The organism is Psychrobacter sp. TB55-MNA-CIBAN-0194, assembly GCF_040309505.1.
GTDB classification, from domain to species: Bacteria; Pseudomonadota; Gammaproteobacteria; order Pseudomonadales; family Moraxellaceae; genus Psychrobacter; species Psychrobacter fozii.
The window spans coordinates 81626-94175 of sequence record NZ_JBEOOW010000003.1; the positions used below are offsets into that span (position 1 = coordinate 81626).

General features: G+C 39.3%; 10 protein-coding genes. 6 read left to right on the forward strand and 4 right to left on the reverse strand.

The window, feature by feature from the left end; all coding sequences use genetic code 11:
- Positions 1-176: 176 nt before the first annotated feature.
- Positions 177-1664, forward strand: coding sequence for a phosphohexomutase domain-containing protein (locus AAEY75_RS04655; RefSeq protein WP_352258732.1), 1488 nt, complete (start codon positions 177-179; stop codon positions 1662-1664).
- Between the two features lie 99 nt (positions 1665-1763).
- On the opposite strand, the gene AAEY75_RS04660 is transcribed toward AAEY75_RS04655, so the two are convergent.
- The 4 genes from AAEY75_RS04660 to galE all read right to left on the reverse strand — a co-directional run bounded on the left by AAEY75_RS04660 (position 1764) and on the right by galE (position 6933).
- Complete coding sequence (locus AAEY75_RS04660) at positions 1764-3110, reverse strand: UDP-glucose/GDP-mannose dehydrogenase family protein (protein WP_502944374.1); 1347 nt, start codon at positions 3108-3110, stop codon at positions 1764-1766.
- A gap of 79 nt (positions 3111-3189) precedes the next feature.
- Positions 3190-4884: a glucose-6-phosphate isomerase gene (gene pgi, locus AAEY75_RS04665; RefSeq protein WP_352258736.1), complete on the reverse strand. Its 1695-nt coding sequence runs from the start codon at positions 4882-4884 to the stop codon at positions 3190-3192.
- A 3-nt stretch (positions 4885-4887) separates the two neighbouring features.
- Positions 4888-5760 (reverse strand): UTP--glucose-1-phosphate uridylyltransferase, encoded by an 873-nt coding sequence (locus tag AAEY75_RS04670; RefSeq protein WP_352258738.1) that lies wholly within the window; start codon positions 5758-5760, stop codon positions 4888-4890.
- Positions 5761-5850: 90 nt separating this feature from the next.
- Positions 5851-6933 (reverse strand): UDP-glucose 4-epimerase GalE, encoded by a 1083-nt coding sequence (galE, locus tag AAEY75_RS04675; RefSeq protein ID WP_352258740.1) that lies wholly within the window; start codon positions 6931-6933, stop codon positions 5851-5853.
- A gap of 159 nt (positions 6934-7092) precedes the next feature.
- Between galE and AAEY75_RS04680 the strand changes: the two genes are divergently transcribed.
- The 5 genes from AAEY75_RS04680 to AAEY75_RS04700 all read left to right on the forward strand — a co-directional run bounded on the left by AAEY75_RS04680 (position 7093) and on the right by AAEY75_RS04700 (position 12550).
- Positions 7093-8079 carry a capsular polysaccharide export protein, LipB/KpsS family gene (locus AAEY75_RS04680; RefSeq protein WP_352258742.1) on the forward strand — a complete coding sequence of 329 codons (987 nt, stop codon included), beginning with the start codon at positions 7093-7095 and terminating at the stop codon, positions 8077-8079.
- A 47-nt stretch (positions 8080-8126) separates the two neighbouring features.
- The gene (locus AAEY75_RS04685) at positions 8127-9386 is read left to right on the forward strand and encodes a nucleotide sugar dehydrogenase (protein ID WP_352258744.1); all 1260 of its coding nucleotides are present in this window, start codon (positions 8127-8129) and stop codon (positions 9384-9386) included.
- A gap of 3 nt (positions 9387-9389) precedes the next feature.
- Positions 9390-10481 carry a glycosyltransferase family 2 protein gene (locus tag AAEY75_RS04690; protein ID WP_352258746.1) on the forward strand — a complete coding sequence of 364 codons (1092 nt, stop codon included), beginning with the start codon at positions 9390-9392 and terminating at the stop codon, positions 10479-10481.
- 2 nt (positions 10482-10483) lie between these two features.
- Entirely contained in the window at positions 10484-11518 is a 1035-nt protein-coding gene (locus AAEY75_RS04695; RefSeq protein WP_352258748.1) for an ATP-grasp fold amidoligase family protein, read from the forward strand.
- Positions 11519-11689: 171 nt separating this feature from the next.
- Positions 11690-12550: a hypothetical protein gene (locus AAEY75_RS04700; RefSeq protein WP_352258750.1), complete on the forward strand. Its 861-nt coding sequence runs from the start codon at positions 11690-11692 to the stop codon at positions 12548-12550.

Sequence of the window (12550 nt, forward strand, 5' to 3'; positions counted from 1 at the left end):
TATCGTTTTGTTTGTTATTTTATTCGGTGGCTTAGTATAAAGTTAATCAATAACTATTGGCGCGCGTTTGATTCATCATTGAGTGGTTAGTGTATCATTGAACCCTGATTGGCCTATAATTGTGCTATCTACTTTATTATTTTACCACTGCTCACGCGCAAGGAACTTTTACCATTATGTCTACTTCTGCGACCATTAGCTATCAGCCAAAAACTGAATTCAATCCTATTACGATCAGCTCATTCAAAGCTTACGATATACGCGGTGAGCTTGGCGTTAATCTGGATGAAGAGATTGCTTACCGTATTGGGCGTGCCTTTGCGCAGATTCTATATCAGCGTCATAGTACAGTAAGTGAGACTCATGACAATGATATGACAAATCTAAAACCTGCCATTGTCATCGGCAGCGACATTCGTCATTCTAGTGAACAGCTTAAACAGGCTACCATAGCAGGTATTATTGATGCTGGTATTGATGTGATTGATTTGGGTATGACTGGTACTGAGGAGGTATATTTTGCCACCAGTCATTATCAGGCATTGGGTGGTATCGAAGTGACTGCCAGTCACAACCCTATCAATTATAATGGCCTAAAACTGGTCAAAGAACATTCAAAACCAATCAGTGCTGATGATGGTTTGGCAGAGATTCAGGCACTTGCAGAATCTGGCAAATTCACGACTGACAATCCATCAGGAAAACTAAAATTATTGACCGATAAAAGTGCTTATGTCGATCATGTCATGACCTTTATCGATACGGATAAACTAAAGCCACTCAAGCTGGTCATTAACTCAGGCAATGGCAGCGCTGGCCCAGTGGTTGATTTATTAATTGAGAAGCTAGCACAAGTGGATGCACCGATTGAAGTGATTAAATTACATCATGCCCCTGATGGCAGCTTTCCTAACGGCATTCCCAACCCTATGATCGAAGCCAATAGAGTGGCTACCCAGCAAGCCGTTTTGGAAAACAATGCTGATCTTGGCATTGCTTTTGATGGTGACTTTGATCGCTGTTTCCTATTCGATGAACGTGGCGAATTTATCGATGGTAGCTACATCGTTGGTATGCTTGCGCAAGCCTTTTTGAATAAATATCCAAGTGAATCAATCGTCTATGATCCGCGAGTGATCTATAATACCGAAGCGGTGATAGAAGAACACGATGGTAAGGCCGTCATCAGTAAATCTGGACACTCATTTATTAAGCAAGTCATGCGTGACTCTGGCGCGGTATACGGGGGTGAAATGTCTGCCCATCACTATTTCCGTGACTTCTTCTATTGTGATAGCGGCATGATTCCTTGGCTATTAACCATTGAGCTATTGTCCATCACAGGTAAAACCTTATCCGAATTGGTCACAGGCTATATTGCCGCCTATCCCAGCTCAGGCGAATTAAACTTTCACCTCACCACTCACGATGCATCGACGATTATTAGCGCTATTGAAACCAAATTCAGTAGCGAGCAACCAATTAAATCGACGCTTGATGGCCTCAGTCTAAACTTTGGCGAGTGGCGCTTTAATCTGCGTGCTTCAAATACTGAGCCGCTTATCAGATTAAACATTGAAAGTCGCGGCAATCAAAAATTGTTAGCCAATAAGGTACAAGAAATAAAGGAATGGTTAGCAGTACAAGGTGCTGTATCAGCGTAAATTCATACTGTTCAATAAGAATAGCTTTGTTTAAAAATCAAAAAAGGCTCGCTAATAATAATTAGTGAGCCTTTTTCATAAAAAATATTTTTAAGAAACTTACTTAGTGCGACCAATGCCCATATAGTCACCAACTAAGCTATTGATTTGCATTCTCGTCAACGCATTTTGCGCATCAAATACTGGCATAGCTTGCTGATTGACTTTGGCAATATCCAACTGGTCTCGTGGCGACCAACTAACAATAAAAATCGCCTGAGCCTCACCAAGTTGCTCGTAAGGAGTGTCAATTAACTCAAGTAATGGTTGCTGCTGATAAAGCACAGCAAGTTCGGCCTGCGCTTTGTCACTATAGACTATCGTACGAATATTATAAGACCACAATAAAGCCAATAGCGGATGAATAGCGGAGCCAGCAGTACGCCCAGATCCAGCTTTATAACTACCACCCCAAACCATCACCGTTTTATTATCAATAAATCCATCAAAATACTGCCAAAACTTACGGAATATCAGCTCTTTTTGGTCTTCGTTGATGTGCATGACTGACTGCAACAGTGGCATATTTAAACTGTGTGTTTGGCTTGACTGCTGTAGCTTAGACAATTCAGTCGGGAGTGTATTACCACCGAAGCCCCAGCCGGCTTGTAAGTAGCTGCTACCAACCCGATCATCCAACCCCATAATACGACTGACTTGCTTGATATCGACCTGCTGACTATCCGCTAAGCGTGACATCTCATTCATAAAGCTCACTCGCGTTGCGAGCATCGCCATGATACTACTACGGGCAAACTCTATCGTCGCAATATCAGCGTGATGGGCAGCACGCGCGTGCTGCATTAAAGGTTTTAACACTTCTAGATGTTGACTACTATTGGCGGTTTTTTCACCGAGTAACCACAATGAAGGATTTAACATTGAGCTATAGGCATCGCCGTCTTGCAAAAAGACAAATGGCAGGTAGTACACCCAAGCACGCTGTAACTGCTGAGCCAGTGCTGAGACTTTCCCCAACTGCTCAATACCGCTCATAACTACAGGTAGCACCTGCTGATGGCTATGATTGAATGCTGTAATCCAGCTGGCTTCTGTCCATACTAATTTGATGCTATCTAAAAACAACCAATAAAATGCCACAGTGCTTTGATTATCAACTTCGTCATGACTTGCCGACTCATAGCATTTGATTAACGTATCGGCACTATCTGGCAATACTTTGCTGGTAATAACCTGCTGCTGCTCATACATCTGCCACAGCGCTTGCAAATGATGCTCAAAACCATATTGCTGTATCTGCTGAGTTAATAAATCCATATCTGCATACAAATGGACGCGCTGGCCTAAGCTTGCCAGCACCACGGCACTGGTAATGGCTTCAATACTATGACCAACCAACACACAAACTTGATTGCTATCAGTACCTTGTGGTTTAGATATATTCATATACTTGGGAGTATTATCATTTATAGAATCAGCGCTCATAAGCTTACCTTTTCACTTTATTAATGTATCGGCAGCAGCATTAAGACAGCTGTCTAATGCGTTGTAGCAGTTGATCAGTAGAGGTATCAAATTGTCCTTGGGAGTCTTGCTGCGTGTGTTGCATCGCTTGATGTACGGACTCTGCCATTTGCTTACCCATCTCCACGCCCCATTGATCAAACGGGTTGATATCCCAAATACTGGCCATGACGTAGACCTTATGTTCATAAAGCGCAATCAGCGCTCCCAAACTATGCGGCGTCAGCTCATCGATAAGCAACGTGGTGGATGGTTGGTTACCACGGTAATATTTATACTTATCGGCATTGGTGGCAGTTTCAGAAATCTCTTCGCTATTACTAGAAGCATCTGCCACAGCAGCATTACCAAACGCCAGTACGCGACTTTGCGCCAAACAATTGGCTAAAGAAAGTTCATGCTGCTGTTGTAATGAGGCGTTTTTTACTTCGACACTATAGCGGCGCACGCAAGCAATAAAGTCGCAAGAGACTTGCTGTGTCCCTTGATGCAGCAATTGGTAAAACGCATGCTGAGCATTGGAGCCAATCTCACCCCATAGAATCGGGCATGTATCATAGTCAATATGATCGCCATGCTGGGTAACAGACTTACCGTTACTTTCCATCTCTAACTGAGTCAAATAGCTTGGCAAATAGCTGAGACGACCATCATAGGGCAATACGGTGTGAGCGTTCACCTGTAAAAAAGTACTGTTCCAAACGGCAAGCAGCCCTAGTAATACCGGTAGGTTCTCCGAAAAATCAGCTTGCGAAAAGTGCTCGTCCATACTATGTGCACCAGCCAATAACTCTTTGAAACCAGACATACCAATACGAATAGCAATGGCCAGTCCAATCGCCGACCATAAAGAAAATCGACCGCCAACCCATTCCCAAAGCTGCAGCTGATGCTCAGGATGAATCCCCCAAGCACTCATTTTCTTACTATTGGCTGATATTCCAATAAAGTGGCGACGTAACACACTGTCTTCGGTGCCTGCACGCAGCTTAGCAGTGGCAAGCAACCAAGACAATGCAGTCTTAGCATTGGATAACGTATCGACAGTACCAAAGGATTTGGATGAGATAATAAATAAGGTTGTCTCAGGATTTAGATGTTTGAGCAAGTTATCAAGCTGAGTGCCGTCCATGTTGGAGACGAAATGTACTTCAATCTCGGTGTCTGCCCATTCATCAAGTGCAGTCGTCGCCATGAGCGGTCCAAGATCAGAGCCACCAACCCCAATATTGACCACATCAGTGATAGCCTTACCTGAAAAACCACGCCATGTTCCACTACGAACCCGCTCAGATAGTCTCGCCACCTGCGCTAAACTATGATGTATATCAGCAACGATATTTTGGTTTTCAACTTGTAATGTGGCTGTTTCTGGCAGACGTAGTGCCGTGTGTAGCGCTGCACGCTCTTCACTGGTATTTACCAAGGCGCCCTGCATAAGCGCATCAATACGTATCGACAATTCACAGCTCTCTGCTAGCTGAAATAGAGTTGCCAGTACCTTCTCATCAATACATTGCTTGCTATAGTCCATGTACAGCGCGCCAGCTTGCATGCTAAAGCGTGCAGCACGACTGTCATCCTGTGCAAACAGCTGTGCAAGCGACCACGGCTGCTTAGCAAGCATCTGTAGTTGCTGCCAGTATTCAGAACAGCGAGCACTGTGATAGCTTATATCATCTTTGATATCAACCATCAGCTATTCATCTTCTGCTAGTTGCTGCTCGGCGAAATAGATAAATGCCTGCATATATGAGCGCATATCGCCTGCATCATAGCTATTTCCACGCATCGTCGTGACATTCACTCCGTATTCACTAATCAATGCATCAATAGCATCCGTCAGCTGAATCTCACCACCGACTGAGGCTTTGGTATTGGCCAAATAGTCAAAAATCTTATTACTAAAGACATAACGACCAACGACTGCTAATTTAGAAGGTGCGTCGGCTAAGTTAGGCTTTTCTACAAACCCTGCGACTTTAAAGCTAGTGTTAATATCTGATTGCTCATCAATATTACTGGCATCGCTCAGCTTAGCAATACCGTATTTATGCACATCTTCATCGGCAACATTATCGACCAATATTTGTGAATGGTTATCTTTGCTAAAAGCATCCATCATAAACGCTAAGTTATCGGCAGACATATTACCTGTAAATGGATCGAGCACGACATCAGGCAACAACACGGCAAAATCATGCTCTCCGATGATGGGTCGAGCCGCTAATACCGCATGACCCAAACCTAACGCCTTACCCTGTCGTATCATCGATACCGTCACATCTTCTGGTAGCCAGTTTAAGCTATCAGCCAACTCGTCTTTACCTTTCGCTCTAAGCTGATTGTCTAGCTCAGCATTGATATCAAAATAGTTTTCAATCGCACTTTTTTGCGCATGACCGACCAAGACGATATGCTTGATACCCGCAGCAATCGCCTCTTCAACCACATAATGGATAGCAGGGCGATTACCTAGCGGTAATAGCTCTTTTGGCACAGATTTCGACAATGGCAGCATACGAGTGCCAAAGCCTGCAACAGGGATAACGGCGTGGGTAATTTTTTTCATAATGTATTAGCTATATTAAAAAGATGGAGGAAAACGAGACAATCATAACGCATTATTAAACAGCTGTAACTCAATACGATTTAAGAGGCATTATACATACCCATTCGGATTCATACTCTGCCAACGCCATGTATCTTGGCACATGTCGGTGATAGGTAGCTTTGCTTCCCAGCCTAATAACAATTTCGCTTTATCAGCACTGGCATAGCAGCTAGCAATATCTCCGGCACGGCGGGCAGCGAATTGGTAAGGAATAGCCTGTCCAGACACGTCAGCAAATGCAGATATCAATTCTAATACAGAGGTGCCTTTGCCCGTCCCTAGGTTAATGGGTAAAAACCCTACTGAACTAGATTTAGAACTGGTTTGCTTTGTACTGGCCGTATTCAAACAGCTTTTTTTTAGACTAGTCTGCTGCTCTAAATAATTCAGTGCAGCCACATGACCTTGTGCCAAATCAGTAACATGAATAAAGTCACGTACACCCGTACCATCTACGGTAGGATAATCATTGCCAAATATGCTGAGCTGTTCAAGTTTACCAACTGCCACTTGAGAAATATAAGGCATCAAATTATTGGGAATATCATTTGGATCTTCCCCAATTTGTCCTGACAAATGCGCCCCTACTGGATTAAAATATCTAAGAGAAATCAAGTTCCACCTATCATCGGATACGGCTAGGTCTTCTAAGATATACTCAACGGCAAGTTTGCTTTGACCATAAGGGTTGGTACAAGAACGTGGTGATTCTTCATTGATAGGTAGGTTTTCAGGGTCACCATAAACAGTAGCAGAGGATGAAAAAACAAAGTTTTTGACATCATACTCTGACATGACTTCTAATAGAGTAATGGTACCACTGACATTATTGTTATAATACATGAGTGGCTTGGCGACTGACTCTCCAACGGATTTTAAGCCAGCAAAATGAATCACACCAAAAAAATGATGTGCAGCAAATACTTTTTTTAGTGATTCAGTATCTCGTATATCACCTTCGATAAACTTAATAGGCTGACCAATCAGAGCAGAGACTCGATTGATCGCTTCACGGCTACTATTAGATAAATTGTCATATACCACAATGTCATAGCCTGCTTCATGCAATGCGATACATGTATGAGAGCCTATATATCCAGCACCGCCAGTGACTAATATTTTTTTACTCATGAAATAATCCAATAGTTTTTTGAACTCATTTTTTCAAAATAGGTATTCATCTTTACTTGTACATGCAACTATACTGGGAACTATAAAACATTGCCAACATAAATACCTTAATAGTGTTTACTTACTCGCCCTCTATAATCCTAAGCTATTAACCATATTATGAAATTTAACACCTACATTCAGCCTCTTTTATCGGGCTATTATAAACAGTCCTGCCATTCCAAACAGCGTTTAGCGTTAGTCGTTGGCATGCAGCCATGGCGAGATATGGTCGGTGAGTGGGTATTAGAGTCAGCGCATATTCAGATACAAAGGCATTTTGATAAACGCTATTTTAATCGATGGCTCAAACCTTTTATCAAACGTGTCAATCCTGTTATCTATATTTGGGGTTATAAAGCCCCTGATTACTTTATAGAGTATGTACGAGAGCAGAATTTAGATATTTTCTTTTTAGAAGATGGTTTTATCCGTTCAGGCCCTGATGACGATAGTGGTACACCACCGCTGTCTATCGTGATGGATAGCCAAGCCCCTTACTTCGATACCACTCGTCCAAATGATTTGACTGACTTGATTGCTAATTTTGACTTTGGGCAAGATAGTTATAATGAGGTACTAGCCCAAGAAATGCTCGACTACTATGTCACACATCGAGTAAGCAAATACAATCATCAGCCATATATGGACGTTGTACCTATATACGGTATCAAGAATAAAAAACGTATATTGGTACTTGGACAAGTACCATACGATGATTCATTGAAATACGGTGGTGGTATTGGTATTACGCTACTTGATGTGGTCAACAAGGCAATTGATGAAAACCCTGAAGCACAAATCATCGTAAAACCACATCCGATGACATTAGACAACCCTGACATTGTTAGCACACTTACTGAGCTAGATTGTCTGATCCTTACCCAGTCCATTCATCTAGTCGATGCATTAGAGACAGTTGATCATGTCTATACGATTACGTCATTGGGTGGCTTTGAAGCATTACTGAGAGGAAAAAAGGTCACCGTATTAGGGCGACCTTTTTATAAAAAACTGTGTCCTAACGATGCAAAATCGAACATACCTTCACTTTCTCAATTATCCTATATCTGCTATTATACTTATCACTTTAAAGTCGTTATTTGATCAAACAAAAGTTGTTATCTACTCAATTCATATCAAAAGGTTATTCAATGAATTCTAAAAAAATCGCGATCATAGGCTTAGGTTACGTGGGTCTACCACTGGCTTGTGCATTTGCAAAAAAATATGATGTTATAGGTTTCGACATAAATGAAGCACGCATTGATGAGTTATCTGATGGTATTGATAAAACTAGAGAGGTAACTAGTGATTATTTAAAAAATACTTCTCGGCTTACTTTTACTTCTAGCACTGATAAATTGTCTGAAGCAAATATCTTTGTGATCACTGTGCCAACACCGATTGATGATAATAACCTACCTGATCTAACACCTTTGATCAAAGCCTCACAAATGTTAAGTAAAATCATTAAAAAAGACGATATTATCATTTATGAGTCAACGGTATACCCAGGTGCTACAGAAGAGGTTTGTATTCCTGAATTAGAAAAATCTGGTTTAGTGTTGAACGACGACTTCGGTGTAGGCTATTCTCCAGAACGTATTAATCCTGGTGATAAACTTCGTACTGTAGAGAATATATTAAAAGTAACCTCAGGTTCGAATGCTTACTATACAGATGTAGTAGATGAACTATATAGCTCAGTAATAACTGCTGGTACATTTAAAGCTTCCTCCATTAAAGTTGCTGAGGCATCTAAAGTTATTGAAAATACTCAGCGTGATGTCAATATTGCTTTGATAAATGAGCTAGCTCTTATCTTCAATGAGGTTGGTATTGATACTCATGAAGTAATAGAAGCAGCTGCCACTAAATGGAACTTCATTAAGCTTATGCCGGGCCTAGTAGGCGGTCACTGTATTGGCGTCGATCCCTATTATCTTGCTCATAAAGCGTCATCTTTAGGTTTAAACCCTAATTTAATCTTGACTTCTCGTGCAATTAACAACTCTATGAGTAAGTTTGTTGCTGAACAAACCATCAAGAAGCTTATCTCATATGGTAAAAACATCAAAGATGCACGTATTCTACTTTTAGGCGTCACTTTCAAAGAAAACTGCCCAGATGTTAGAAATACCAAAGTAACAGATATTGGTGTCGAGCTTGAAAAGTATGGTGTGAAAATGACCTATTCAGATCCGTGGGTTGCTGAAGAAGACTGGAGCCAGCTAAACGTTAAACACATGGCTTATGAGGATATCAAAGAAAACAGTTTTGATGCTGTTATTGTAGCTGTTAATCACTCAGAATTTATTGGTGAAGATGAGAAAATTAATAGTTTTTGCACTAAACCTAAAGTAATTATCGATGTTAAAGGTGCATTAGTAAATCCAGACTGGCGTCTATAATAAATGAGTAAAATTTTAAAAGAGTTTGAATATTATGTTCAAACTCAGCAATATGCCAGCGCAGACTTTTTAGTTGAGAATCTACTACAGACTGACTGTGTTGGTAAGTTGGAAAGAAAGGATGCACTGCAACTTCTATACAGGATAGGTTATATCTATCCTGACCTAACTCTAAAACTATGTAACAAAAGAAATGATATTCCTAAGCCATTTGAGGATACTTTAAGAATAGCTTTAGGAAAGATCCCTCCTTTACGCTTTTACAAAAAAGCTGATGCACTAATTGCCATAAAAATTGCACTGATGCGACATAAACCTCTATTGGCAAAACTGCTAATTTATAGGTTTTATCGTCAATATGAGCTACAACCTATTAACTTAGTTGACAACAATAAAATTACTATCGGTAATAATCATAAAAAAGTAAAAAAAATTCCCAATTCTCACAAGGTGAGTATTATAGTTACTACCTACAATTCCGCAGCCTTTATCGAAAACTGTATAGACTCTTTATTAAATCAAACAATTAACAATATTGAATTGATTATCGTAGATGATGCCAGTACTGATAACACTGTAGAAATAATCAAAAAGTATCCAAACGTCAAGCTCATCGAGCTGGATGAAAATAACGGCACTTACTATGCTAGAAATATTGGCATATCACAGTCTTCTGGCCAGTTTATAACATTTCAAGATTCAGATGACTGGTCACATCCAGAACGTGTCTCAATACAATTACAACATCTATTACAAAATATCAATACTGTAGCGAATTTTTCAAATTTTTTTAGAGTCGAGGAAAAAACAGGATTACCTAGTTGTCGGCAAAACTATCCACTTTTGAGGCTGAATATCTCTTCAATGATGATTCGTAAAGAAAAGTTAGAAGAGATTGGTGGGTTTGATGATAAGTATAGAATTGAGTCAGATAAGAGGCTACTTAATGCCCTTCTTTCAAGATATGGAAAAAACTCTATTAGCTATATTAAACTTCCTCTGGCTGTTGGATTATTAAGAAATAAATCCTTAACTACTGCCAAAGATTCTGGCTTTAATAAATACGGGTATTCACCACTAAGGGACTTAGTATAGCTATGCCGAACTCAAGCACACAGTCAAGAATTTATAATAATACTCTGACCCAACTTAAAATAAATATCAGGCAGCTAAGCAACGAACAAAAATCTCTTCATTTATTGCTAAACAATATTGCCTTACAATACGGCAAAGAAAGTAAAGAATATATGCAAGCATTGGAACTCGTATATGCGGTTATTCCTTTTAAAGAAGTGAGACAAACATATATAGCACCTTATATGTCTCTACCCTCCTCTTACTCTCATGTTGCCAAACAAATAGAGTATATGCGATTTAAACAGCATTTAAGCGCCATAGATTGTAATATCTCTCCTTGGAGCAATAATAAAAAGACAGACCAGGAGTTTGTACAGTCTTTAAATGTTCCTACCCCTCAACTGATTCAAAGTGAATGCGAATTTGATAATATTGAGTTTACCGATTCTACGGTTATTAAACCTTCATTTGACAGCTCTTCTAGAAACGTTTTCTTCTATTTTAATAGCGAGAACATAGTAGAAGTCAAAACAAACCATATTTTTGATAGCTTGGAAGAATTTAAAGCAGAGATAACTCGTAGAAAGATTCAAGGATCATGGCAGACTGAAACCCTTATATTAAATGAAGATGGAAAAGTAGCTCATGATATAAAAGTATATGCTTATTATGGAGAAATCGGAGCTGTATTAGAAATAAAAAGAGCCGATAAAGCCTATCAGTGCTGGTACAACGCTGAAGGCGAAATATTAGAGAATGAACGTTGTAGCCAACCATGGTTTGAAGGAACAGGGTTTGAATCTCAAGTAATAGAATACGCTAAAAAAATATCTTTGAATATTCCTGCTCCATTTATGCGTATCGATTTTTATAAAGGTACAGATGGTTACTATTTAGGAGAGTTGACACCTCATCCTGGTCGTTACTTTCCAGAATATAGTCCAGAACTAGATAAGCAGTTAGGTAAGTTTTTCTGTGAAGCAGAGGCCAGACTCTTTAAGGATCTATTAGAAGGTAATATCTTCTCTAATTACTTGAGATTTTATCAGGCGTAAATTTGACAGCGGATGATTTAGTAGCAAATATAATTGCTATTAATTAAAACGAATTTCATTTAAAAATATTCTTATATTAGAAAAACATATAGATTATCTACTTAAATAAAATGCTTAATAGCTAAATCTTCCTGAAAGCAAACAAGAATACCAATTATCAAAGGTATTATTATGAACAAATATACATTTTCTACTTTTCATTTGAATAAATTAGCAGCTGTATTTATATTGTCAATAATGAGCCCCAATGTTTATTGTTTCGATGTATACACGTTTGTTCCGTGGAAATATTACTTAGAAAAAGGTGAGTTACATCAGACCAAAAACTTAGATGATTACCTTGCAAAGAACGGTACTAAAAAAGCATTTGTTGTTTATCCGAAAGCCATGTTTACTCAAGACAGTCCCGACCCCGTTAAAATTAGGGAAATAGCAAAATTATCACAGAAAAATCCAGATGCTTTAATCTCATTCGATATAGAAATCGGTAATAAAATGAAGCCCGAAACTATACTACCTACAGTCGAAAAAACTTTAAGTTTATATCATAAAAATAATGGTAACACACTCGTTGGAGTTTATGGTTTATTACCTCAGAATACGGTAGGTAGTAACTTTAAAGAATCTAAATACACTCAGCTAAACAGTAAGTATGCAAATATTGCTCCATTAACTACTGTCTTAAGTCCTGTACTATATAATTACGACGGCGAAGATTTTGAAAAATGGAAGATATCAGCTGATTTTGCATTTGAAGCAACAAAAAAATATAGCAATACTCACAAGATTATTCCTTATCTCTCACCAATCTACAAAGTGAAGCGACGAACAGACAATCCAAAAGGGTTTGTGATCAAACAGCTTTCTGAAAGCGATATGAAAAAGCGTTTAGACTATCTAAAAAGTCTAAACGCTGATGGGGTATTGATATGGGAAAGTAGCCAATCAATTGAATTTGATAGAAGCCAGCCTATATTCAATCCATATACAGGCTGGGGTAAAGCGATAATTGATACCGTAAAGTCAAAATAA

What these genes read in the sequence shown, in the direction of transcription:
- AAEY75_RS04655 (WP_352258732.1), top strand. Translation starts at nt 177, where the DNA reads ATGTCTACTTCTGCGACCATTAGCTATCAGCCAAAAACTGAATTCAAT.
- AAEY75_RS04660 (WP_502944374.1), bottom strand. Translation starts at nt 3,110, where the DNA reads ATGAATATATCTAAACCACAAGGTACTGATAGCAATCAAGTTTGTGTG.
- pgi (WP_352258736.1), bottom strand. Translation starts at nt 4,884, where the DNA reads ATGGTTGATATCAAAGATGATATAAGCTATCACAGTGCTCGCTGTTCT.
- AAEY75_RS04670 (WP_352258738.1), bottom strand. Translation starts at nt 5,760, where the DNA reads ATGAAAAAAATTACCCACGCCGTTATCCCTGTTGCAGGCTTTGGCACT.
- galE (WP_352258740.1), bottom strand. Translation starts at nt 6,933, where the DNA reads ATGAGTAAAAAAATATTAGTCACTGGCGGTGCTGGATATATAGGCTCT.
- AAEY75_RS04680 (WP_352258742.1), top strand. Translation starts at nt 7,093, where the DNA reads ATGAAATTTAACACCTACATTCAGCCTCTTTTATCGGGCTATTATAAA.
- AAEY75_RS04685 (WP_352258744.1), top strand. Translation starts at nt 8,127, where the DNA reads ATGAATTCTAAAAAAATCGCGATCATAGGCTTAGGTTACGTGGGTCTA.
- AAEY75_RS04690 (WP_352258746.1), top strand. Translation starts at nt 9,390, where the DNA reads ATGAGTAAAATTTTAAAAGAGTTTGAATATTATGTTCAAACTCAGCAA.
- AAEY75_RS04695 (WP_352258748.1), top strand. Translation starts at nt 10,484, where the DNA reads ATGCCGAACTCAAGCACACAGTCAAGAATTTATAATAATACTCTGACC.
- AAEY75_RS04700 (WP_352258750.1), top strand. Translation starts at nt 11,690, where the DNA reads ATGAACAAATATACATTTTCTACTTTTCATTTGAATAAATTAGCAGCT.